Source organism: Nonomuraea salmonea (assembly GCF_042428605.1).
Classification (GTDB): Bacteria; Actinomycetota; Actinomycetes; order Streptosporangiales; family Streptosporangiaceae; genus Nonomuraea; species Nonomuraea salmonea.
Genome location: NZ_JBHMCF010000046.1, coordinates 293,623 through 314,561, shown reverse-complemented (window position 1 = coordinate 314,561; position 20,939 = coordinate 293,623). Strand labels below are relative to the sequence as shown.

The window sequence follows — 20,939 nt, the reverse complement described above, 5'->3', positions numbered from 1 at the left end:
CTCAGGCCGTTTCGCATCTCGAAGGGATCCGACCTTGACCGTCTCCACCGATCTTCTTGAGGCCGCGCGGCACGGAGTGCCGCGGGCGGGTGGCACCGATGTGATGAGCCGGCCGGTGGCCGGGCCGTTCGTGGATCTGGCCGAGCTGCGTGACGTGCCCGGCATGTCGGGCATCACCTGGCAGCCGGACGGCTCCGCCCGCCTCGGTGCACTCACCACCGTCGCCGAGGCGGCCCGCGACGAGCGGCTGCGGGCCGCGTATCCGGCGCTGGCCCTGACCGCGAGAGGGCTGGCCACGCCGCAGATCAGGGCCGTCGCCACCGTCGGCGGGAACCTGCTCCAGCGCAACCGCTGCTGGTACTACCGCAACCCGGCCTTCACCTGCCACCAGGACGGCGGCGACTCCTGCCCGGCCCGCGCCGGCCAGAGCCTGTACGCCGCCGTCATCGACACCGGCCCCTGCCTGGCACCCCACCCGTCCTCGCTGGCCATGGCGCTGCTGGCGTACGACGCGGCCGTCGAGGTGCACGGCAGGAGCCCGTTCCCGGCCGCCGACCTGTACGGCGACGGCTCCGACCCGGCCCGCGACCACCTCCTCGGCCCCGGCGAGCTGCTCACCTCGGTGCACCTGCCGCCGCCGGTGGCCGGGGAGCGAGCCGCGTACCGGAGGGCCATCGCCCGCTCCGAGGCCGAATGGCCGCTGGTGGAGGCGACCGCCCGCCTGGTGATGGACGGCCCACGGGTCACCGCCGCCGCGGTGGCGGTCGGCGGCGTCGCTCGCGTGCCACTACGGCTCGCCGAGGTGGAAGCCGCCCTCCTCGGCGGCGACCCCTTCGAGGCCGCCGCCGCCCTGGCCGCCGCCCGCTGCACCCCGACCCCGCACAACGCCTACAAGGTCACCCTCCTCACCGCCACCATCCTGGAGGTCCTGGAACAGGCAGCGGCCGACGACTGACCGGTCAGGCGCACTTGCCGTCGAGCCAGGCGCGGTAGTCCTTGGTGTAGTTCGTCATCACGCTCTTCGGCGCCTGGGCCAGCACCTCCGCCCAGCGGGAGGTGTTGCCGTTCCAGGCGGCCGGGGGTTCCTGCCAGGCCACGCTGTCGGTCCAGCGGGCCTGGGAGCCCTTGAGGAGGGTCGGGTGGCGCTTGGCGAGTTCGGCCTGGATCCAGGAGTCCTGCGAGTAGACGAGGATGCGCATCGACGCCTGGCGTTCCTTGATCGGGTCGGAGACCTCCTTCCAGGCCGCCGCCCCGTACGTCCCGTCGGAAAGGACGGGCCGGGCCTCGGGCTTGATCTCCAGCAGCGCGATCATGCCGCGCGAGCGCACGTGGTCCAGCCACTGCCGCAGCGTGTGCACCTGCTGCCCCTTGTAGGGCCCGCGGGCGATGCTGCGGTCGCGCAGGTTGTCGCTGCCCGCCGTCCACCACAGGTCGGTGATGTTGCGCCGGACGCCGGTCAGGCCGTTTGGTGGTGGTGGTGGGTGGTGGTGGTGGGAGGTGTTGTGCCACTTGACATCCTCCCCCTCGTGGTGAAGGAGGGGGATTCCCACGGTCGCCCGTGAGGGTTCCTGTTTCACAGCCGGTCGCCCGTTCGAGAGGACTCTCGTTGAGGTCTTACACCCGCTCCACAAGCGTTTCGGCTCTCCGCCAGCCCGGCGGCGAGCACGTTCCTGGCCGCGTTGACGTCCCGGTCATGGACCGCGCCGCAGGCACACATCCATTCCCGGACGTTCAGCGGCATCTTCTTCCGCAGGGCCCCGCACTGCGAGCACAGCTTGGAGGAGGGGAACCAGCGGTCGACCGCCACCACAGTCCGCCCGTACCATCGTGCCTTGTACTCCAGCATGGAGCGCAGTTCCCGCCAGCTCGCATCCGAGATGGCGCGGGCCAGGCTGCGGTTGCGGACCATGGTGCGGACGGTCAGGTCTTCCACGGCGATCACTTGGTTCTCGAGAACAAGCCGTGTCGTGACCTTGTGCAGGTGATCCCTTCTGCGGTCGGCGATCCGGGCGTACACCCTGGCGACCTTCACTCTGGCCTTGGCGCGGTTGTTCGACCCCTTCTCCTTACGGGCCAGGGCCCGCTGCGCCTTGGCCAGCCTGCGCCGATCGGCGCGCTCATGCTGGGGGTTGTCGATCTTCTCGCCGGTCGAGAGTGCCGCCAGCGCGGTGATGCCGGCGTCCACCCCGACGCTCCGCCCGGCAGGCGGCAGCGGGATGAGCTTCTCCTCGACCAGGAGGGACACGAACCAGCGTCCCGCGCTGTCACGGGAGACGGTGACCGTGGACGGCTGCGCACCCTCCGGCAGCGGACGCGACCACACGATGGCGAGCGGCGTGTCCATCTTGGCCAGCGTCAACTCCCCGTCACGCCAGCGGAACGCCGAGCGGGTGTACTCCGCCGACGCCCGGGACTTCTTGCGGGACTTGAACGTGGGGTACTTGGCGCGCTTGGCGAAGAAGTTCGCGAACGCCGCCTGAAGATGCCGCAACGCCTGCTGAAGAGGAACCGACGACACCTCGAACAAGAAGTCGAACTTGCCGCTGCGCTTCCACTCCGTCAAGCGCGCGGAGGACTCCACGTAGGAGACACGGCGGCCTTCCAGCCGGTAGGCACGGGTGCGCTCCTCGAGCGCCTTGTTGTAGACGAGACGGACACAGCCGAACGTCCGGGCAAGCTCGCCGGCCTGCTCGGGAGTCGGATAGAAGCGGTACTTGTAGGCCCGCTTCACGATCTGCGCCACGCCCCACATGCTCCCACGATCGGCTAAGGGCCGCGTGTGTGTTCGATACACCGGTTCACCTGACGGCGAACCGGCTGCCCCTGTCCTGCTCCACAGGAGTCCGATTCCTCTCCCGCCTGAAGGCGAGGTTTTCCACGGAGGCATCTGATGACATGGCTGCCCGACCGGCTCACCGACGGCCGGGCACGCGTCCTCGGGGCCACGATCCACGAGATCACGGGCCGGTGGTGGATCTCCTTCCAGGTGGATATCGACCGCGCTGCGCCGCCTGCGCCGCGCCAACAAGGCACTGGCCCGCACGCAGAAGCGATCGGCAAACCGCGGCAAGGCCGTCCGCCGCGTCGGCCGCCTCCACCTGAAGGTCGCCGATCAGCAGGCCGATTTCCTGCACAAGACCACGACGAGGCTCGCGGGATCCAAGCGGGCCATCGCCGTGGAAACCCTGAACGTCACCGGAATGCTCATCAACCGGCGGCTGGCGCGAGCGATCTTGGACCTCGGGTTCGGCGAGTTCTTCCGCCAGCTCGCCAACAAGGGGCCTGGTACGGCTCATCGGCATGGGCGGCCGACCGCTGGTACCCGTTGTCGAAATTGTGCGGCAAGTGCGGCGTGGTCAACTCCAGCCTGACCTTGGCTGAGCGGGTATGGCCGTGCACGTGCGGCACCGTCCACGACCAGGACGTCAACGCGGCACGCAACCTGCTCGCCGCGATGACGTTGAAGCAACAGGCCGCATAAGCCTGTGTCGCCGGGCACTTCCCCGGAGACGTTGAACGCCTGTGGAGGCGACGTAAGACCAGGCTCCGGCTTGGCGGATACCAGCGAATCAGGAATGAGGATCGCTAAGATTCTCCGAACGGTAGCTGCCGTGGCCGAAGACCTCGGGGCAGGCGGCGGCCCGGGCGGCCGGCCGTGCGTACGCGGCCGGCGCCGCGAGCGACGTGCCGAGCGCGGTCAGCGCGGTCACCAGCGCCGCCTTCCTCGTGATCGTCATGCTTGCTGACTCCCTAGGGTCGGGGGATGATCGGCACGGGCAGGCTACGCGGCGCGAGCCCAGATGATCAACGGGTCAGCGGGAGAGGGCGTCGGCGACCAGGTCGAGGTAGGCGTGCCCGGCCGCCACGCTGTTGGGCGGTCCGAGGACGGCGAAGTCGTCGAGCAGGCGGCGCAGGGCGGCCAGCTGCTGCTCCCAGGTGGCGTCGGGGGCGTACGGGCCGGCCGTGCCGGGCGAGCGGCGGGCGACGCCCTTACCCGCCACGGGGACGAGCCCGAGCTTCAGCGCGCGTTCCTCGTCGGGGCCCTTGGGGGTGGGCGGCTCCGGCTCGCCGGACGCGAGCTGCTCGCTGAGGGTGAGCGGGCTGCGTTCGATGCCGTGCCGGTCGAACAGGACGTCGCAGTCGGACGGCCAGCTCGCCAGCGAGACGGGGTGGACGTACCAGTCGGCCCAGAGCGGCAGCCCGTCCGTCACGTACTGAGAGCTGAGGCCGCGCGTGCCGCGCGGGCCGTTGTGGCGGGCGTCGATGGTGATGACCGGCTCGACGGGCGCGGGCGGCGCGTAGCCGTCGAGGCGGGCGTCGGACACGACGACGAGCAGATCGACGTCGCTCCAGTCGTCGGCGCGGCCGGTGCCGAACGAGCCTGCCAGCGCGGCCCCCGCCACGGCCGGGTCGTCGCGGAGCTCGGCGGTCACGGCGTCGAGCCAGCGGGAGCGGAGTGCGGCGAGCCTGGGGGCCGGGCGGGCGGCGGGCGTCACGCGGCGTCCGTGGCCAGCACGCCGTTGAGCAGGGCTTTCAGGTAGCGGGTGGCGACGGCGGGATCGTCGGGATAGGGGCTGTTCTTGACCGCGTACGCGACGCCGCACAGCAGCACCAGCAGGTCGGGCGCGTCGATGCCGGGCCGCAGGACGCCTTCTGAGACCGCGCGGGCGAGCAGGTCACGGATCATGCCGACCAGCTCGTCCCTGAGCTCGCGGGTGCGTTCGGTGGTCGGCGCGGGGCCGAGCGCCTCGGCGGCGAAGGCCTCGTCCTCGACGTACGCGGTGAGCGCGTGGTCGAGGAACGTGTGCAGGGCGGCGCGGACGTCGGGCGCGGTGACACCCCGGCGGACCTCGGCGATCATCGCCTCGAACCGCTCCTCGGCGAGCGCGGCCAGCAGCGCCTCGGGGGTCGGGAAGTGGCGATAGACGGTGCCCACCCCGACGTCGGCCTCCCGGGCGACGGCGTTGAGCTGCAGCGTCGCGCCCGCGTCGACCATGGCTCTGGCCGTCTGCAGGATCTGGCGGCGGTTGCGGGCGGCGTCCTTTCTCAGCGGTGTGGCGGGCATGTCCCCCACCCTACAACCGGATAGCCGCTCGATTCGGATGATCGATCCGAGACTCAGGAGGTCGCGGACAGCGCGCGCAGCAGCACGTCGGTGAGATCGTCGAGGTAGGTGAGCCCGGTCTCGGCGGCGCGGACGGCGAGCCGCCAGTAGACGGGGGCGGCGATCAGGTCGAGTGCCAGGTCGATGTCGGTGTCGCGGGGCAGCTCGCCGCGCTGGATGGCGCGCCGGAAGATCTCCGCCGTACGCTCCCGCTTCGGCTCGCCGACCAGGAGACCCACGACCTCGCCCAGCTCGGGGTTGCGGGCCGTCTCGGCCACCAGGTCGGGCAGGATGCGCGCGAAGCGCGGGTGGGTCAGCCACTGGGTGAGGGCGTCGAGCGAGGCGCGCAGGTCGCCGCGGAGGGTGCCGGTGTCGGGCACGCTGATCATGGCGATGCTGTACGCGCAGATCACCCCCATCGCCATCTCCTGTTTGGACGCCCAGCGGCGATAGAGCGCGCTCTTGCCGACGCCGGCTCGTTTGGCGACCGCCTCCATCGACAGGCGGGCGTAGCCGTTCTCGGCCAGCTCGTCCAGCACGGCTTCGGTGATGGCCTCGGTGACCTGGGGCTGCAGCACGGCTGCGCCGGTGGGAGTGCGGCGGCTCATGGCGTGCAGTCTAGCGATTGGACGAGACGGTACCGTCTCGTCTATGGTTCACGACGGGACGGTACCGTATCGTCCTAACGGAGGAGGAGAACGGTGCAAGCCACTGAGCTGATCGAGCACGGCGTCGAGCTGCTGCTGGCCAAGGACATGGCGGGGTTCGCGGGGCTCTGGGCCGAGGACGGGGTGATCGAGTTCCCGTTCGCGCCCGCCGGGTACCCGCCGAAGGTGGAGGGGCGTGCGGCGATCCGGGAGTACCTGCGCGGCTACCCGGACATCTACGACATCCGGGAGGTCGTCAGGAAGGTGATCCACCGGACCGAGGACCCGGAGGTGGTGGTCGTGGAGCTGGAGGTGGCCGGGATCGTGCCGCGCGGCGGGAAGCCGTACCGGATGGGTTATGTCGCGATCGTCACCGTGCGGGACGGCGAGATCCAGCACTACCGCGACTACTGGAACCCGTTGCAGGCCGCCGAGGCGCTGGGCGGGCTCGAGTCGTTCGCGGGCGGTGCCGCATGAGCGAGGTGCTGGTGATCGGTGCGACCGGGACGACCGGCTCGCGGGTGACGGCCTTTCTGCGTGAGCGCGGGGTGCCGGTCCGGCCGGCGAGCCGTAAGGGCGATCAGCCGGGGTTCGTGCGCTTCGACTGGGCCGCGCCGGAGACCCACGCCCCGGCGCTGGCCGGGGTGCGGGCCGCCTATGTGCTGCCGCCGATCGGGGTGACCGAGCCGGTGCCGCTGGTGGAGCCGTTCCTGCACGAGGCCGTACGCCAGGGGGTGCGCCGCGTGGTGCTGCTCGGCACGTCGGCCCGGCCGGAGCGGACTCCCGGGGCGGCGGCGCTGTACGACCTGGTCCGTAGGGTGATGCCGGAGTGGACGGTGCTGCGCCCGTCGTGGTTCATGCAGAACTTCACCGGCGAGGCCGTCGCGCTGCGCCGCCGCGACGGCGAGCTGATCTCCGCGACGGGCGGCGGCCGGGTGGCGTTCGTGGACGCGGGCGACATCGCGGCGGTCGCCGGGCACGCCCTGACGGATCCGGTGCCGCACGACACCGACCACGTGCTGACCGGCCCGGAGGCGCTCACCTATGACGAGGTGGCCGCGCTGCTCACCGAGCTGGGCGCCGGCCCGCTGCGCCACCGCCCGGTCACACCGGACGAGCTCGCCGCGCACTTCGCCGCCCACGGGATGCCCAGGGAGTTCGCCGCCCTGCTCGCCGCCCTGGACGCCGAGATCGGCACCGGCACGGAGGACCGGGTGACGGACACGGTCGAACGCGTCACCGGCCGCCCGCCGCGCGCCTTCCGCGAGTGGGCGGCCAACGGGCTCCGCTGAACACGGGGGCGCGACCGGACAGCCGGTCCCCGAGCGGGCCACGCTCGGGGACCCGAGGCCCCGTCGAACCCGACAAGGCGGTATATTCCGTAAACCTACTAAATTGGTAAGCAATGGTGGAGTTTACGTTGAACAGGAAGTTCGCCGGCGTCGCGGTCGCACTGGCCCTCGCACTCGCCGCGTGCGGCTCCGGCCCGGAGGACGCCGCGCCCGGCGGCCCGGCCCAGCCGGCCACGATCGAGATCGGTTCCCTCTACGAGCCGCAGAACCTCGACAATACCGCCGGCGGCGGCCAGGGCATCACGGAGGCGTTCAACGGCAACGTCTACGAGGGCCTGTTCCGGCTGACCGACGCGGGCAAGGTGGAGCCGTTGCTGGCCGAGAGCCACACGGTCTCCGACGACGGCCTGACCTACACCTTCAAGCTGCGCAAGGGCGTGACGTTCCACTCGGGCAAGGCGCTGACCTCGGCCGACGTGAAGGCCAGCATCGAGCGCGTGACGGCCGAGGACTCCCAGTCGGCGCGCAAGGGCAACCTGGAGGTCATCAAGTCGGTCGAGGCGCCCGACGACGGCACGGTCGTGGTGACGCTGAAGCACCGCTCGATCTCGCTGGTCTACAACCTGAGCTACGTGTGGGTGGTCAACGCCGACGCCAAGGACAGGGCGACCACGGCCGACGGCACGGGGCCGTACAAGCTGGGGGCGTGGAAGCGCGGCTCGACGCTCAGCCTGGAGCCCTTCCCCGGCTACTGGGGCGCCAAGCCGGCCAACGGCGGCGTGGTCTTCCACTACTTCACCGACGCGTCCGCGCTCAACAACGCGCTGCTGACCGGCGCCGTGGACGTGGTGACCAGCCAGCAGGGCCCGGACGCGCTCTCGCAGTTCGACAACAACCCGGACTACAAGGTCAGCGAGGGCAAGTCGACCACGAAGCTGCTGCTCGCGTTCAACGACCGCAAGGCGCCGTTCGACAAGCCGCAGGTGCGCAAGGCCGTCGCGGCGGCCATCGACGACGCCAAGCTGCTGGAGTCGGTGTGGGCCGGGCACGGCACGCTGATCGGCTCGATGGTGCCGCCCACCGACCCGTGGTACGAGGACCTGACCTCGCTCGACACCTACGACGTCGAGGCCGCCAAGCGTGAGCTGGCCGCGGCCGGTTATCCCAAGGGCTTCCGCTTCACCCTGGACACGCCCAACTACGACCCCCACCCGACGGCCGCCACGTTCATCAAGAGCGAGCTGGCCAAGGTCGGCGTCACCGTGGACATCAACGTCATCACCGCCGACGAGTGGTACACGAAGGTCTACAAGAACCACGACTTCGCCGCCACCCTCCAGGAGCACGTCAACGACCGCGACGTGGTCTGGTACGGCAACCCCGACTTCTACTGGGGTTACGACGACGAGCAGGTCACCAAGTGGATCGACGAGGCCGAGCGGGCGCCGAGCGAGGCTGAGCAGACGGAGCTGCTGAAGAAGGCCAACAGGAAGATCGCCGAGGACGCCGCCGGCGACTGGCTCTACCTGTACCCGCAGATCGTGGTGGCCGCCTCCGACCTGTCGGGCTACCCGGTCAACGGGCTCAACTCGCAGTTCTACGCGTACGGGATCAAGAAGGGCTGATGGGGCGCTACCTGCTGCGCCGTACCGCGTTCCTGCTGGCCTCGCTGCTGCTGGCGGCGTCGCTGCTGTTCGTGCTGCTGCGGTTGCTGCCGGGCGACCCGGCCAACGCGCTGCTGCCGATGGGCGCGACGCCCGAGCAGATCGCGGCGGCGCGCCACGAGACCGGCTCCGACCTGCCGCTGGCGCAGCAGTACGCGGCCTGGCTGGGCGACCTCGCCCGGCTCGACCTCGGCACCTCCTACATCAGCAAGCTGCCGGTGGGCGAGGAGATCTCGGCCCGGCTGGCGGTCACGGTGCCGCTGACGCTGCTGGCGTTCGCGCTGGCGGTGGTGGTGGCGCTGCCGGTCGGGTTCGTGGCCGCGCACAAAGCGGACCGCTGGTACGGCGCGCTGCTCAGCGGCTTCTCCCAGCTCGGCATCGCGGTGCCGGTGTTCTGGATCGGGATGCTGCTGGTGACGGTGTTCGCGCTGAAGCTGCGGCTGCTGCCGGCCGGCGGCTTCCCCCGCCAGGACTGGGCGGAGCCGGGCCGCGCGCTGACCTCGCTCGCGCTGCCGGTCGTCACGATCGCGCTGGTCATGTCGGCCTCGCTGATCCGGTATGTCCGCGCGGCCACGCTCGACGTGCTGACCGCCGACTACCTGCGCACCGCGCGGGCCATGGGCGAGTCGTTCGGCGGCGCGATGTGGCGGCATGGGCTGCGCAACGCGGCGGTGCCGGTCATCTCGGTCCTGGGCATCGAGCTGGCGACGACGTTCCTGGGCGCGGTGGTGGTGGAGAGCGTGTTCGCGCTGCCCGGGCTCGGCACGATGCTGGTCAAGGGCATCGCCGAGCACGACTATCCGGTGATCCAGGGCGTGCTGGCGGTCAGCACGCTCACGGTGCTGGTGATCGGCTTCGCCGCCGACGTGGTGCAGCGGGTGGTGGATCCGCGGCTGCGGACCAGGCTGGGGCGCTCATGAGGAAGTCGTTCCTGACGGGCTGCGTGCTCGTCGGCCTGGTGGTGGTCGTGGCGGCCGTGTCGCTGGTGTGGCTGCCGTACGATCCGGCCGACACCTCGGGCGGGCGGCTGGCCCCGCCGGGCGGCGATCACCTGCTCGGCACCGACAAGCTGGGCCGTGACCTGCTGACCCAGCTGATGATCGGCGCCCGCATCGCGCTGGCGGCCGGCGCCGGGTCGGTGCTGCTGGGCGGGCTGCTCGGCGTGGCGGCGGGCCTGGCGGCCGGGTTCGCGACCCGCTGGCTGGACGACGCGCTGGCCGCGGTGCTCGACGCCCTCATCGCCTTCCCGACGCTGCTGCTGGCCATGCTGGTGGTGGCGGTGCGCGAGGCGTCGCTCGGCTCGGCGATCCTGGCCATCGGTCTCGCCATGTCGGCGGTGGTGGCCCGGCTGACGCGGGTGCTGGTCAAGCGGGTGCTCTCCCAGGACTACATCACGGCCGCGCGCACCTCGGGCAGCTCGTGGCCGAGGGTGATCGCGGAGCACGTGCTGCCGAACATCTGGCCGACGCTCCTGGTGAACCTGGCCCTCCAGCTCGGCCTGGCGGTGCTGGCCGAGGCGTCGCTGTCGTACCTGGGGCTCGGCCCGCCTCCGCCGAACGCCTCGTGGGGCCGGCTGCTGCAGGAGGCGCAGGCCACGGTGCTGACGGCGCCGGTCGGCGCGATCGCGCCAGGCGTGCTGCTGGTGGTGCTGGTCATCGGCGCGAACCTGCTCGCCGACGGGCTGCGCGACCTGGGCGGAGGGAGGTCCCGATGAGCGAGCTGCTGGCGGTGGAGCAGCTGTCCGTACGCCGCTCCGACGGCCACGAGCTGATCCACGACCTGTCGTTCACCCTCGCGCCCGGCGAGCGGCTCGGCCTGATCGGCGAGTCCGGCTCGGGCAAGTCGCTGACCGCGCTGGCCGTGCTGGGCCTGCTGCCGCCCGGCCTCACCGCGCACGGCAGCGTGCTCCTGTCGGGCACGCAGGTCGTCGGCGCGCCCAGGCAGCGGTCCGACCGGCGGCTCGACCGGCTGCGCGGCCGGGCGGCGGCCGTCGTCTTCCAGGAGCCGCTCACCGCGCTCGACCCGCTGATGCGCGTCGGCAGGCAGGTGGCGGGGCCGATCCGGCGGCGCGGGCTGCGCGGCGCCGCGCTGCGCTCGGCGGTGCTGGCCGCGCTGGAGGAGGTGGCCCTGCCCGAGCGGGTCGCGCGGGCGTACCCGCACGAGATCTCCGGCGGGCAGCGCCAGCGGGCGGCGATCGCGATGGCGCTGGCCTGCGAGCCCGCGCTGCTGATCGCCGACGAGCCGACCACCGCGCTGGACGTCACCGTGCAGGCCGAGGTGCTGGCGCTGCTGGACCGGCTGATCTCGGCCAGGGACATGGCGCTGATGTTCATCGGGCACGACCTGGCGGTGGTCGCGGGCGTCGCGGACCGGCTGATCGTGCTCAAGGAGGGCTTCGCGGTGGAGTCGGGAAGGACACAGGACATCGTGCGCGAACCGGGCCACCCCTACACCCGGTCCCTGGTGGACAGCGCCAGGGAGCTGGAGGCCGAGCTGGATCGGATGGCACCGTGACGATCATGGAGGCGCGGGACGTCGGTTACGCCTACCGGGGCGGGGCGGCGGTGCTGTCCGGGGTGTCGGTCGAGGTGACGCGCGGGCGGAACCTGGCGATCGTCGGCGAGTCGGGCGCGGGCAAGACGACGCTGCTGCGGCTGCTGCTCGGCCTGGCCAGGCCCACGTCGGGGCAGGTGCTGTTCGACGGGCGGCCGGTGACGTCCACGCGGGACAGGGAGTTCCGGCGGGCCGTGCAGCCGGTGTTCCAGGACCCGTACTCGTCGCTGGACCCCCGCCAGCGCGTGCGCAGGATCGTCTCGGAGCCGCTGCGGGCGCTGCGCGCCTGCCCGCGCGACGAGATCGGCGACCGGGTGGCGGAGGCGCTGCGGGCCGTCGGCCTGCCGGCCGACGCGGCCGACCGGTACCCGCACGAGTTCTCCGGCGGGCAGCGGCAGCGCGTCGCGATCGCCAGGGCCATCGTGTGCGAGCCTCGGGTGCTGCTGGCCGACGAGCCGGTCAGCGCGCTGGACGTCTCGACCCGGGTGCGGGTGGTGGAGCTGCTGAGACAGCTCAGCGCCGACCGCGACCTGACGGTCGTGATGGTCTCGCACGACCTGGCCGTGGTGGCCGCACTGTGCCAGGAGATCGCGGTCATCGAGAAGGGCTCGATCGCCGAACGCGGCGCCGCCTCCGACGTGCTGGGCGCGCCGTCGCATCCGTACACGCGGCGGCTGGTCGAGAGCGTGCCGAGGCTGAGCAGGTACTGACGCCTCAGCGGTCGGGCGGCAGGCGCAGCGCGATGACCGCGATGTCGTCGAGCCCGGTCGTCGGCAGGCCGCTGAGCACCTGGTCGCAGAAGCGTTCCACGGGGCAGCGGGCGAGCGAGCCGGCCAGGAGGCGCAGCCGTTCGAGCCCGTCGTCGAGGTTCTCGCCGGGCCGCTCGATGAGGCCGTCGGTGTAGAAGAGCACCGTGGAGCCGGGCGGCAGCGGCTCGACGGTGGAGCGGCAGCCGCCCTCGTTGGGGATGCCGAGCAGCGGGTTGACGCAGCTCTCCAGGAAGCGGCCGGTGCCGTCCTCGGTGACCAGCAGCGGCGGCGGGTGGCCGGCGACCGCGTAGTTGAGCTGGTGGCGGCCGCCGTACTCCTCGATCCTGGCCAGCGCGCAGGTGGCCGTCACCTCGTACGAGAGCGAGCCCATGGCGATGTTGAGCCGGGTGAGGATCTCCCCCGGCGGCTCGCACCGGTCCATGGCGAGGGCCCGCAGCATGTTGCGGAGCTGGCTCATGGTGACGGCGGCGCCGAGGTCGTGGCCGGCGACGTCGCCGATGGCCATCACCGGGACGCCGTCGGGGAGGATGAACGAGTCGTACCAGTCACCGCCGATCTCGGCCGCGGCCGGACTGGCCCGGTAGCGGGCCTCGATGCGCAGGCCGGCCAGCCTCGGCGGCGCGGCGAGCAGGCTGTGCTGCAGGGCCAGCGCGATCTGGTGGGTGCGCTGGAAGCGGATGGCGCTGCTGAGCGCGTCATGCGCGTGGTCGAACATGCGGCTCAGCAGCGCGGCGTCCGTCCGGCTGATCGGCGGGCGGTCGCCGCAGGTCATCAGCGTCACGACGACCGGGACCACGCCGTCCACCACGACGGGCAGCACGAGCACGCTGTTGGCCTTGTTCGCCACCATCCACTGCTGCGACCAGGACGGCGCCAGGCCGGGCGGCGGGCAGCCGGGCGGGAACCTCCTCGCCAGCGGGCGCCGCCGCCGCGCCGCCTGCACGAGCGCGTTGTCCGGCGGCAGCCGCTCCTCGCTGTACGGCGGCAGCCGGTGCAGCCCGGGACGGGCGGCCGTGGCCACCCGCTCGACCACGAACGGCGCTCCGCCGTGCTGCTCGCCGGTGAGGTCGGTGACGAGGTGCACCCCGCAGCCGTCGGCGATCTCCGGCACGATGACGGCGGCGACCGCGCCGAGCATCTCCTCCAGGTTGGTCAGGTCGGCCGTGGCCGCGGCGGCGCGGTCGAGCAGCTGCTGGGCGCGCTGCTCCTGCCACTGCTGCTCGACGTCGGCGCAGGTGCCCACCCACTCGACGAGCCGGCCGTGCTCCTTGATGGGCACGCCCTTGATCTCGAAGTGCCGGTAGGAGCCGTCGGCGGTGCGCAGCCGGGAGGCGTGCTCCCACACATCCATCGTGGCGACGGCGTTCTCCCAGGACGCCACCGTGGCCTCGCGGTCGTCGGGGTGCACCATCTTCAGCCAGCCGCGCCCCTGGTAGTCCTCCCACGGCTGTCCCGTCACCCGCTCCCAGCTCGCGCTGTGCTCGATGACGTCCCCGGTGGGCCCGGCCACCCAGAAGATCTGGGCGCTGACCTGCATGAGGCTCTGGTAGCGGCGCAGGATGTGGCTGCGCTCGTTGGCGAGGGCCTGCACCTGCTGGGCGACCGTGATCTGGTCGGTGACCTCCATCGTGACCACCAGCACGCCGCGCTCGCCCACCCTGAACGACAGCCGCGACAGGCTGGAGGTGAAGAACCGGTCGTCCTCGTCGGTGCTGGCCGGCGCGGCGGTGAGCACAACGGGCTCGCCGGTGGCGTAGACCTGGTCGAACAGCTCTCGGTAGTGCTGCCGGTAGTCGTCGGCGAACAACTTGGGCAGCGGCGAGCCGATCGGGCGTTCGCCGAACTGCGCCCGGTAGGTGGCGTTGGTGTAGACGAGCTGATGATTCGCCCCTCGCGTCACCGCCACGCCGACGGGTGCCGGGTCCAGCACGTCGAACGACAGCCCGCTGGTTTCGCGATCACACTCATCCCCCATCGTGACCTCCCCCGATGGCCACATCTCCCCTCATGCCTACCCGTGCCGGGACCGCGCGGAACGCCCTTTTCGCCGGTCCGTCAGAGGGCGTTGAAGATCTCTTCCGCGCGGTCCCGCTTCGTGAGCAGCTCCCAGGCCACCCCGGCGATGACGTCCGGGTCGAGGGTGTGACCGCTCAGGCCGCCGAAGCGCTCAGGGGCGGCGGCGATCCGCCGGTGGATGTCGCCGCGCTCGACCACCCCGCCGATCGTCAGGCTGCCGGCGTAGACGCCCTGGCCGGCCAGTGCGGCGTTGAGCGTCAGCGCGTACGTGCGCAGCGCCGCGGCGGCCGGTGCCAGCGCGCCGAGCGGCGGCATGGGCAGGACGGCGCTGAGCCCGCCGGCGTACAGCAGCCCGCCCTCGCCCCTTTCCACCATGCCGGGCAGCACGTGGCCGGTGACGTCGATGGCCGCGTACGCGATGGCCATCGCCTGCCTGACGTCGTCGGAGGTGGCCTCGGTGATCGGCTCAGGCACCCGGCTGACGTCGGTGGCGCCGGGGCCGTAGTAGAGCAGGTCGATGGGGCCGAATCTGGCGGTGATCTCGTCCAGGGCCGCCAGGATGCGCTCGCGGTCGTACACGTCGGCGGCGAAGGCGGCGGCCTCGACGCCCGCTTCCGCGAGGGCGGCGACGTAGGCGGGGTGGCGGTCGGGTGAGCGGGAGATCAGGGCGACGGCGTAGCCCTCCCTGCCGAAGCGGTGGGCCATGGACATGCCGAGGCCGGGGCCGGCTCCGATGACGACGGCGGTCTTGCGCACGGTTCCTCCAGATGAAATTGAGGCGTTCCTCAAGTTAGGCCGACCGTATCATGAAACTTGAGGGTGAGCTCACCTTCGTATGATGGGAGACATGGCAGCCGGACCCAAGCCGCTGCGGTCTGATGCCGCGCGCAACCGCGACAAGCTCCTGGTCGCGGCCACCCAGATCTTCGCCGACCGCGGCATCGACGCTCCTCTCGAACACATCGCCCGCCGCGCCGGCGTCAGCATCGGCACCCTCTACAACCACTTCCCGACCCGCGAGGCGCTGCTGGCGGAGGTCCTGCCGCAACAGCTCGCCGCGCTCGAGCGCATCTCCGCCGACGCCATGGCCGAGCCCGATCCGTGGAACGGGTTCGTGGTGTTCCTGGAAGGGTTGTTCACCCTGCAGTCGCAGGACCAGATGCTCAACGACGCGCTGACCCAGGGCTTCACGCTGGCCACCGACGTGAGCCAGGCGTGCCATCAGGGCTCTCTCGACGCCGAGCGGATCATCGCGCGGGCTCAGGAGGCCGGGCGGTTGCGCGCCGACTTCACCATGTCCGACCTGGTCACCCTGATCTGGGCGATGTCGCAGGTCATCCGCGAGTCGATGGACAGCGCGCCGGGCACCTGGCGGCGCGTGCTGTCCTTCTTCCTCGACGGGCTGCGCGCCGAGGCCGCCCATCCGCTGCTGCCCGGAGCGCCCTCCGTTGTGACGGACAACCGTCCGTAGAACGACCGCTTGGCAACGTCAGCGTCACTTCCCCCGGTACGCTGGCCCTGTCAGCGCGGCTGGCGCGGGCACCGCTATGCTCACCCCGGCCGCCGCTGTGCGGACATCCGGCCGCGACGGTCTAGAGTCGGGTTCCGCGGGACCCCGACGCAGGGAGGCGTTTCCATGGCACGTGCTGACACCGGCCCCGACTTCATCGAGGCGCTCGCACGCGGCCTCGACGTCATCAGGGTGTTCCAGCCGGGCCGGCCGGTCATGTCGCTGACCGAGGTGGCCACCGCCGCCGGGCTCGCCAGGCCCACCGCCCGCCGCATCCTGCTCACCCTGCAGGAGCTCGGCTACGCCCGCAGCGAGCCGCGCGGCTACGCGCTGACGCCGCGCGTGCTGGAGCTGGGCGTCTCCTACGTGCGGTCGATGGGGCTGTGGGAGGTGGCAAGGCCGCACATGGAACGGCTGGTGGAGCAGACACGCGAGTCCTGCTCCATCGCCCAGCTCGACGGCTCCGACATCGTGTACGTCGCCCGCGTCGCCGTCCCCAAGATCGTCGCCCTGTCGGTGCAGATCGGCACCCGCTTTCCCGCGCTGCAGACCTCGCTCGGCAAGGTGCTGCTGGCCGCGCTGCCGCCCGAGGAGGTCGATCGGGTGCTGGCCGAGCCCAGCCGCTCCGGCGTCGAGCCGCGCTGGCGTCCCGGCGTGACCGAGCGGGACGCCGCGCTGCGCGAGGTCAGGGCCAAGGGGTGGGCGCTGACCGACGAGGAGCTGGCGCTCGGCATCCGCAGCGTGGCGGCGCCGCTGCGCGACGGGCTCGGCAACGTGATCGCCGCCATCAACGTCAACGCCCACGCCGCCGAGACCTCGGTCGAGCGCCTCGCCGAAGGGCACCTGCCGTTGCTCCTCAAGACGGCGGGCGCGATCAGCGCCGACTGGGCCGCCTACGAAGGTGTCCCCCACGCCACGATGACCTCCTGGGCGCCCGCCCGCCGGGCCGACCTGACCTGAGGGTGAGGCCGCCCCGGCGGGGGCGTCGGGGTGTGGGCCGGTCCGGGCGGCCACCTGTCAGGGTGTGGTGAGGACGAGGCGGCCGGTGGTCGTCCCCGCGCTCTGGCGTTCCCACGCCGAGGCGACCTCCTCCAGCGGGATCGCCTCGTGGTCCACGTGCAGGCGGCCCGATGCCGCCAGCTCGGCGACCTTCGCCACGGCGGCGGCCCGCTGTTCCCTGGTCAGCTCGTTGTTGGTGTAGCCGAGCAGGCGCAGCGAGCGGCTGCGCAGCGTGGAGGAGTCGAGCGGGGAGGTCTCGCCGGCCGAGCCGCCCAGATTGACCAGGCGGCCGTGCGGGCGGAGCACGCGGAGAGCGGCAGCGGCCGGAGCGCCGAAGAGGGGGTCGAGGATCAGGTCGAGCGGGCCGTCGCAGGCGGCCGACAGGCGTTGCGCCAGCTCGGCCACGTCGTCGGTGTCGAGCGCGACGACGGCGTCCGCACCGGCCTTCCCGGCGCGTTCCCGCCCGGCGGCCGAGCGGGCGGCGGCCACGACCCGGCGCGCGCCGGCGACCCGGGCGAGCTGCACGGCGGCCTGCCCGACCACGCCGCCCGCACCCAGCACCAGCACCTGCTCCCCGGCGGCCAGCTCACCCCGCCAGGTCAGCGCCTGGTACGCGGCCACCGCCGACAGCCCGAGCGCCGCCACGGCGACGGGGCCGGCGTCACCGGGCAGCTCGACGACGTCGCCGGCGGGCACGCAGGCCAGCTCCGCCATGCTCCCGTCGCCCGGCGCCATCCCGGCCGGCGTGGGGAACCACACCAGCCGCCCGCCCACCGTCCCGACCCCCTGCACGCCGGGGACGTACGGCGTCGCGGGCGCCCCGAAGTAGGAGGCCCCGCCCGCGCACAGCACGTCGAGCGGCGTGATCGGCGCGGCGAGCACCCGCACGAGCAGCTCCCCCGCCCCCGGCGAGGGGTCGGGCCGTTCGGCCGGGCGCGGCGGCCGGCCGCACGTGTCGATCTGCGCGGCCCGCATCAGGTGGCGATGTCCGGATACGGCAGCTGGTGGTGCGCGAGCCGCCGCGCGTACTCCAGCTGGAAGCCCAGCGGCTCGCTGTAGTCGCGCTCGAACATCGCGATGAACAGCGTCAAGGTGAGGAACGGATGCGCGCCCAGCTCGAACAGCTTGGGGTAGTCGTGGCCGGCCAGCGCCTCACGTTCGGCGTCGTCGAAGCGCAGCCACGTGGACGACTCGCCGGAGTGGCAGCCGAGGATGCGGTTGGCGTACTCGGCCTCCCACCACTCGACGGTGGCGCGGGGCTGCTCGCGGTAGCGCTCGACCAGCTCGGGGTCGCGATCGACGGTGAAGAGGAACTTGTTCAGCAGGTACTTGCTCATGCGCGGCCGCCTCCGTTCGGGTACCAGGTGAAGTACGCCTCCATGGTGTGGAACAGGTCGTAGGTGTCCACGTAGTCGGCCTTGCGGCCCTCCCCGGCGACCCCCATCATCAGCATGAAGTCCATGAAGCCGTGGGTGGCGTTGCCCGGGTTCCACAGGCTGTCGAGGGTGACCTCCGACAGGCAGCCCTCGATGTCGCCGGTGGAGATCCACTCGACGGCCTTGCGGTCGAAGTCGGGGTCGGGGCCGTGCGGCCCGAACTGGCGGGGGCCGCCCAGCTCCAGCGACAGGTGCCCGGTGCCGATGACCGCCACCCGCTGGTTTCCCGGCCACGACTCGACCAGCTCGCGGATGGCCTGGCCGAGCTGGATGAAGCGCTTCGGCTGCGGCAGCGGCGGGGCGAAGATGTTGGTGTAGACGGGCACGATCGGCAGGTCGTTCTGCGGGCGCAGGGTGATGATCGGGCACGTGATGGAGTGGTCGATCCGCAGCTCGTTGGAGAAGGCGAGGTCGAAGCCCATGTCCATGCCGCCGCGCAGCAGGTGCGCCGACAGGTCCTCCTGGCCCTGGAAGAGCATGCGGGGCAGGCCGAACTCGCGTTCCTCGTTGTAGAAGTTCGCGTCGTAGAAGGGGGCCTTGCCGACCAGGAACTGCGGCATGTTGTCCAGCCAGAACTGGTGGAAGTGGTCGGAGCCGACCATGACGAGGACGTCGGGGTTCGCCCGCGTCAACGTCTCGCGGAAGGCTTCGACCTTGCGTACCCACTCGTCGGCGAACGGCGGCCGGTCCTCCCCCGTCGAGGTGGAGGCGCGGTAGTAGAACGGGTGGTGGGTCGACGCGATGACCGCGACGAGTTCAGCCATGCGAACCTCCGTAGGGCTCGGGGTCGATGGGCCGGTTGTTGAGGTCCACCGACAGGAAGATGTCGTTGGCGACGGGGTTGCGCAGCTCCTCGGCGAGCTGCCCGATGAGCCCCGCGGTCCTGGCCAGCAGGGCGAACGCGCGCAGCAGCTCCAGCGGCAGGCCGAGGTCGGCGAGCGCGGCGCCGCACACCCCCGCGCCGTTGAGCGGCAGGGTACGGCCGAGCACCTGGGGATGCACCCGGCCGATCGCGGCGAACAGCGACAAGTGGGGGCCGTAGAGGCCCTCTTCCGCGGCGATCTCGAACAGCCTGGGCGTGCGCGGATCGCCGTCCTTGTGCACGTGGTGGCCGAGGCCGGGGATGAGCTTGCGTTCCTCGCGGCGGGCCCACACGGTGCGCAGGGCGAGGGCGTCCCAGCCGGCGTCGTCGGCGGGCAGCGGGTCGCCGTGCTCCTGGATGACGTCGTTCAGGAAGCGGCCGCAGTCCTCGGTGACGCCGAGGAAGCGCGAGCCGCCGCCGAGCAGCCCCGCCGCCAGCGCCCCCTGGACGGAGTCGGGCGCCGACAGGTACGTCAGCCGCGTCACGATCGCGGTCGGCGTGAACCCGTGGTCGGCCAGCGCGGCCAGCACCGCCTCGAAGACGCGTACCTCGCCGGGCGACGGGCGGCGCTGGGTGGCCAGCCAGAACGCCAGCTCGCCGAAGCCCACCTCGCCCATGACGTCGCCGGCCAGATCCTGTCCGAGCAGGGTGATCGTCTTCAGTGACGACGCCCCGAGCGCCGTCGGGTAGTCGCGCTCGCTCACGCCCGCTCCTCCCCTTCCTCGCCGGCCCCGGTGAGCCACTTGCGCAGCTCCGTTCCGTGCTCGTCGAGCTCCGGTGGCGGCAGCGTATAGCTGACCGGCGTCTCGGAGAACCTGATGGGGTTACGGGTGGTCGGCACCGCCCGCTCGCCCTCGCCGACCTCGACCACCGGGTCCAGCCCGAACCGCTCGGCCATCGCGAACCCGCCGTCGATGGTCTGGATGGGACCGCTCGGCACGCCGGCCTCGACCAGCAGCTCGAACCACTCGACGGCGCCCCTGGCGGCCAGCCGCTCGACGAGGATGGGGCGCAGCTCGTCGCGGTTGGCGGTGCGGTCGGCGTTGCGGGCGTAGCGCGGGTCGTCGGCGATCTCGGGGATGCCGAGCACCTCGCACAGCTTGCGGAACTGGCCGTCGTTCGCGGCGGTGACGATGAGGTCGTCGTCGGCGGTGGGCAGCGGCTCGTACGGGAACACGCTGGGGTGCGCGTTGCCCATCCGGAACGGCACCTCCCCGCCCGCCACGTACGCGGAGCTGTGGTTGACCAGCCCGGTCAGCGCCGACGACAGCAAATTGATCTCGACGTGCTGCCCGCGCCCTGTGGCGTCGCGGTGCCGCAGCGCGGCCAGGATGCCGATGACGGCGTGGTTACCCGCCATGACGTCGAAGACGGAGATGCCGGCCCGGTACGGCGGCCCGTCGGGCTCGCCGGTGAGGCTCATCAGGCCGGAGATGGCCTGCACCATGAGGTCGTAGCCGGGCACGCGGGCGCCCTCGCCGGAGCCGAACCCGCTGATGGAGGCGTAGACGACGCCCGGGTTGGCGGACGTGACGGCGTCGTAGTCGAGACCGTACTTGGCCAGCCCGCCGGGGCGGAAGTTCTCGATGAGCACGTCGGCGCGCCTGGCCAGCTCTCTGGCCACCTCGGCGTCGCCCTCGTCGCGCAGGTCGAGCGCGATCGAGCGCTTGCCCCGGTTGACGCCCAGGTAGTAGGTGGACACCTCGCCCCGCGTGGGCGGCATCCAGCCACGGGTGTCGTCGCCCTTGGGGCCCTCGACCTTGACGACGTCGGCGCCCAGGTCGGCCAGCAGCATCGTGGCGTACGGGCCGGCCAGGATCCGGGAGAAGTCGGCCACCAGGACGCCGGACAGCGGCCCGCCCCCCGCCGGCCCGTTCGTTGCGGCGTCTGCTGTCATCCGGCCCTTCCCTTCGTTCGGTACGTTCGTTCAGCGGACAAATGTCCGTAATCGGGATTCTGGCACACGTCCGCACGCCTGGGCCACAGCAGCGGGCACCCTTGACACCAGGCGGGGCGCTCGTAGAGTTACGGCAAAGTAAATGACCGTTGTGCGGACATATGTTCGCGGGGTCTGCGTTCCCGTGCC

General features: G+C 71.9%; 25 protein-coding genes. 12 read left to right on the top strand and 13 right to left on the bottom strand.

Translation table 11 applies throughout. The features are described from left to right. Window positions 1-34 precede the first annotated feature (34 nt). The gene (locus tag ACFFR3_RS41845) at window positions 35-955 is read left to right on the top strand and encodes an FAD binding domain-containing protein (protein ID WP_345404581.1); all 921 of its coding nucleotides are present in this window, start codon (window positions 35-37) and stop codon (window positions 953-955) included. A gap of 4 nt (window positions 956-959) precedes the next feature. Here the strand turns inward: ACFFR3_RS41845 and ACFFR3_RS41840 are convergent, their stop codons facing one another. Beyond that, window positions 960-1,550 (bottom strand): hypothetical protein, encoded by a 591-nt coding sequence (locus ACFFR3_RS41840; protein ID WP_345404578.1) that lies wholly within the window; start codon window positions 1,548-1,550, stop codon window positions 960-962. Between the two features lie 23 nt (window positions 1,551-1,573). Further along, window positions 1,574-2,743: an RNA-guided endonuclease InsQ/TnpB family protein gene (locus ACFFR3_RS41835; protein ID WP_379484937.1), complete on the bottom strand. Its 1,170-nt coding sequence runs from the start codon at window positions 2,741-2,743 to the stop codon at window positions 1,574-1,576. Between the two features lie 247 nt (window positions 2,744-2,990). Here ACFFR3_RS41835 and ACFFR3_RS41830 point away from each other — a divergent pair, with 247 nt between their 5' ends. Continuing rightward, window positions 2,991-3,371, top strand: coding sequence for an RNA-guided endonuclease InsQ/TnpB family protein (locus ACFFR3_RS41830; protein WP_345409801.1), 381 nt, complete (start codon window positions 2,991-2,993; stop codon window positions 3,369-3,371). After that, a complete protein-coding gene (locus ACFFR3_RS41825) occupies window positions 3,326-3,481 on the top strand; it encodes a zinc ribbon domain-containing protein (protein WP_345404575.1) in 156 nt (51 codons plus the stop codon). Before ACFFR3_RS41830 ends, ACFFR3_RS41825 begins: the two co-directional genes overlap by 46 nt. 88 nt (window positions 3,482-3,569) lie before the next feature. Here the strand turns inward: ACFFR3_RS41825 and ACFFR3_RS41820 are convergent, their stop codons facing one another. The 4 genes from ACFFR3_RS41820 to ACFFR3_RS41805 all read right to left on the bottom strand — a co-directional run bounded on the left by ACFFR3_RS41820 (window position 3,570) and on the right by ACFFR3_RS41805 (window position 5,712). Then, window positions 3,570-3,737 carry a hypothetical protein gene (locus tag ACFFR3_RS41820; protein ID WP_345404572.1) on the bottom strand — a complete coding sequence of 56 codons (168 nt, stop codon included), beginning with the start codon at window positions 3,735-3,737 and terminating at the stop codon, window positions 3,570-3,572. A gap of 75 nt (window positions 3,738-3,812) precedes the next feature. Further along, entirely contained in the window at window positions 3,813-4,496 is a 684-nt protein-coding gene (locus tag ACFFR3_RS41815) for a nucleotidyltransferase domain-containing protein (RefSeq protein WP_364381677.1), read from the bottom strand. Next, window positions 4,493-5,065, bottom strand: a complete 573-nt coding sequence (locus tag ACFFR3_RS41810; protein WP_364381680.1) for a TetR/AcrR family transcriptional regulator — start codon at window positions 5,063-5,065, stop codon at window positions 4,493-4,495. Before ACFFR3_RS41810 ends, ACFFR3_RS41815 begins: the two co-directional genes overlap by 4 nt. A 53-nt stretch (window positions 5,066-5,118) precedes the next feature. Beyond that, on the bottom strand, window positions 5,119-5,712 hold the full coding sequence (locus tag ACFFR3_RS41805; protein ID WP_364381683.1) for a TetR/AcrR family transcriptional regulator: 594 nt from the start codon (window positions 5,710-5,712) through the stop codon (window positions 5,119-5,121). Between the two features lie 93 nt (window positions 5,713-5,805). On the opposite strand from ACFFR3_RS41805, the gene ACFFR3_RS41800 reads away from it, so the two are divergent. The 7 genes from ACFFR3_RS41800 to ACFFR3_RS41770 all read left to right on the top strand — a co-directional run bounded on the left by ACFFR3_RS41800 (window position 5,806) and on the right by ACFFR3_RS41770 (window position 11,970). Next, window positions 5,806-6,228 carry a nuclear transport factor 2 family protein gene (locus ACFFR3_RS41800; RefSeq protein ID WP_345404560.1) on the top strand — a complete coding sequence of 141 codons (423 nt, stop codon included), beginning with the start codon at window positions 5,806-5,808 and terminating at the stop codon, window positions 6,226-6,228. After that, entirely contained in the window at window positions 6,225-7,043 is an 819-nt protein-coding gene (locus ACFFR3_RS41795; RefSeq protein ID WP_345404557.1) for a Rossmann-fold NAD(P)-binding domain-containing protein, read from the top strand. Before ACFFR3_RS41800 ends, ACFFR3_RS41795 begins: the two co-directional genes overlap by 4 nt. Window positions 7,044-7,171: 128 nt before the next feature. Continuing rightward, window positions 7,172-8,668, top strand: a complete 1,497-nt coding sequence (locus tag ACFFR3_RS41790) for an ABC transporter substrate-binding protein (RefSeq protein WP_379484936.1) — start codon at window positions 7,172-7,174, stop codon at window positions 8,666-8,668. Next, a complete protein-coding gene (locus tag ACFFR3_RS41785; RefSeq protein WP_379484935.1) occupies window positions 8,668-9,627 on the top strand; it encodes an ABC transporter permease in 960 nt (319 codons plus the stop codon). Before ACFFR3_RS41790 ends, ACFFR3_RS41785 begins: the two co-directional genes overlap by 1 nt. Next, complete coding sequence (locus ACFFR3_RS41780; protein WP_345404548.1) at window positions 9,624-10,421, top strand: ABC transporter permease; 798 nt, start codon at window positions 9,624-9,626, stop codon at window positions 10,419-10,421. The genes ACFFR3_RS41785 and ACFFR3_RS41780 overlap by 4 nt, the downstream gene beginning before the upstream one ends. Then, window positions 10,418-11,221, top strand: coding sequence for an ATP-binding cassette domain-containing protein (locus ACFFR3_RS41775; protein WP_345404545.1), 804 nt, complete (start codon window positions 10,418-10,420; stop codon window positions 11,219-11,221). The genes ACFFR3_RS41780 and ACFFR3_RS41775 overlap by 4 nt, the downstream gene beginning before the upstream one ends. Window positions 11,222-11,226: 5 nt before the next feature. After that, complete coding sequence (locus ACFFR3_RS41770) at window positions 11,227-11,970, top strand: ABC transporter ATP-binding protein (RefSeq protein WP_345404542.1); 744 nt, start codon at window positions 11,227-11,229, stop codon at window positions 11,968-11,970. A gap of 4 nt (window positions 11,971-11,974) precedes the next feature. Here the strand turns inward: ACFFR3_RS41770 and ACFFR3_RS41765 are convergent, their stop codons facing one another. Together ACFFR3_RS41765 and ACFFR3_RS41760 are read right to left on the bottom strand one after the other, a co-directional pair. After that, window positions 11,975-14,005, bottom strand: a complete 2,031-nt coding sequence (locus ACFFR3_RS41765) for a SpoIIE family protein phosphatase (protein ID WP_364381699.1) — start codon at window positions 14,003-14,005, stop codon at window positions 11,975-11,977. 80 nt (window positions 14,006-14,085) lie between these two features. Continuing rightward, window positions 14,086-14,802, bottom strand: coding sequence for an SDR family NAD(P)-dependent oxidoreductase (locus ACFFR3_RS41760; RefSeq protein WP_345404536.1), 717 nt, complete (start codon window positions 14,800-14,802; stop codon window positions 14,086-14,088). A 91-nt stretch (window positions 14,803-14,893) separates the two neighbouring features. Here ACFFR3_RS41760 and ACFFR3_RS41755 point away from each other — a divergent pair, with 91 nt between their 5' ends. Both ACFFR3_RS41755 and ACFFR3_RS41750 read left to right on the top strand, forming a co-directional pair. Further along, the gene (locus ACFFR3_RS41755; RefSeq protein WP_345404533.1) at window positions 14,894-15,517 is read left to right on the top strand and encodes a TetR/AcrR family transcriptional regulator; all 624 of its coding nucleotides are present in this window, start codon (window positions 14,894-14,896) and stop codon (window positions 15,515-15,517) included. A 165-nt stretch (window positions 15,518-15,682) separates the two neighbouring features. Then, window positions 15,683-16,516, top strand: a complete 834-nt coding sequence (locus ACFFR3_RS41750) for an IclR family transcriptional regulator domain-containing protein (protein ID WP_364381708.1) — start codon at window positions 15,683-15,685, stop codon at window positions 16,514-16,516. 57 nt (window positions 16,517-16,573) lie between these two features. On the opposite strand, the gene ACFFR3_RS41745 is transcribed toward ACFFR3_RS41750, so the two are convergent. From ACFFR3_RS41745 to ACFFR3_RS41725, 5 genes are read right to left on the bottom strand one after another with little or no spacing between them, the layout of a single operon-like run. Continuing rightward, window positions 16,574-17,530, bottom strand: a complete 957-nt coding sequence (locus ACFFR3_RS41745) for a quinone oxidoreductase family protein (RefSeq protein WP_379484934.1) — start codon at window positions 17,528-17,530, stop codon at window positions 16,574-16,576. After that, complete coding sequence (locus ACFFR3_RS41740) at window positions 17,530-17,892, bottom strand: hypothetical protein (protein WP_345404520.1); 363 nt, start codon at window positions 17,890-17,892, stop codon at window positions 17,530-17,532. The genes ACFFR3_RS41745 and ACFFR3_RS41740 overlap by 1 nt, the downstream gene beginning before the upstream one ends. Then, on the bottom strand, window positions 17,889-18,755 hold the full coding sequence (locus ACFFR3_RS41735) for a DODA-type extradiol aromatic ring-opening family dioxygenase (protein WP_379484933.1): 867 nt from the start codon (window positions 18,753-18,755) through the stop codon (window positions 17,889-17,891). Before ACFFR3_RS41735 ends, ACFFR3_RS41740 begins: the two co-directional genes overlap by 4 nt. Beyond that, the gene (locus ACFFR3_RS41730) at window positions 18,748-19,557 is read right to left on the bottom strand and encodes a citryl-CoA lyase (protein WP_379484932.1); all 810 of its coding nucleotides are present in this window, start codon (window positions 19,555-19,557) and stop codon (window positions 18,748-18,750) included. Before ACFFR3_RS41730 ends, ACFFR3_RS41735 begins: the two co-directional genes overlap by 8 nt. After that, entirely contained in the window at window positions 19,554-20,750 is a 1,197-nt protein-coding gene (locus ACFFR3_RS41725) for a CaiB/BaiF CoA transferase family protein (protein WP_345404508.1), read from the bottom strand. Before ACFFR3_RS41725 ends, ACFFR3_RS41730 begins: the two co-directional genes overlap by 4 nt. Window positions 20,751-20,939: the final 189 nt, after the last annotated feature.

Coding starts and splice junctions, on each gene's coding strand:
- ACFFR3_RS41775 (WP_345404545.1), top strand. CDS start 10,418: ATGAGCGAGCTGCTGGCGGTGGAGCAGCTGTCCGTACGCCGCTCCGAC.
- ACFFR3_RS41755 (WP_345404533.1), top strand. CDS start 14,894: ATGGCAGCCGGACCCAAGCCGCTGCGGTCTGATGCCGCGCGCAACCGC.
- ACFFR3_RS41725 (WP_345404508.1), bottom strand. CDS start 20,750: ATGACAGCAGACGCCGCAACGAACGGGCCGGCGGGGGGCGGGCCGCTG.
- ACFFR3_RS41820 (WP_345404572.1), bottom strand. CDS start 3,737: ATGACGATCACGAGGAAGGCGGCGCTGGTGACCGCGCTGACCGCGCTC.
- ACFFR3_RS41745 (WP_379484934.1), bottom strand. CDS start 17,530: ATGCGGGCCGCGCAGATCGACACGTGCGGCCGGCCGCCGCGCCCGGCC.
- ACFFR3_RS41785 (WP_379484935.1), top strand. CDS start 8,668: ATGGGGCGCTACCTGCTGCGCCGTACCGCGTTCCTGCTGGCCTCGCTG.
- ACFFR3_RS41795 (WP_345404557.1), top strand. CDS start 6,225: ATGAGCGAGGTGCTGGTGATCGGTGCGACCGGGACGACCGGCTCGCGG.
- ACFFR3_RS41780 (WP_345404548.1), top strand. CDS start 9,624: ATGAGGAAGTCGTTCCTGACGGGCTGCGTGCTCGTCGGCCTGGTGGTG.
- ACFFR3_RS41810 (WP_364381680.1), bottom strand. CDS start 5,065: ATGCCCGCCACACCGCTGAGAAAGGACGCCGCCCGCAACCGCCGCCAG.
- ACFFR3_RS41770 (WP_345404542.1), top strand. CDS start 11,227: ATGGAGGCGCGGGACGTCGGTTACGCCTACCGGGGCGGGGCGGCGGTG.
- ACFFR3_RS41740 (WP_345404520.1), bottom strand. CDS start 17,892: ATGAGCAAGTACCTGCTGAACAAGTTCCTCTTCACCGTCGATCGCGAC.
- ACFFR3_RS41765 (WP_364381699.1), bottom strand. CDS start 14,005: ATGGGGGATGAGTGTGATCGCGAAACCAGCGGGCTGTCGTTCGACGTG.
- ACFFR3_RS41750 (WP_364381708.1), top strand. CDS start 15,683: ATGGCACGTGCTGACACCGGCCCCGACTTCATCGAGGCGCTCGCACGC.
- ACFFR3_RS41735 (WP_379484933.1), bottom strand. CDS start 18,755: ATGGCTGAACTCGTCGCGGTCATCGCGTCGACCCACCACCCGTTCTAC.
- ACFFR3_RS41805 (WP_364381683.1), bottom strand. CDS start 5,712: ATGAGCCGCCGCACTCCCACCGGCGCAGCCGTGCTGCAGCCCCAGGTC.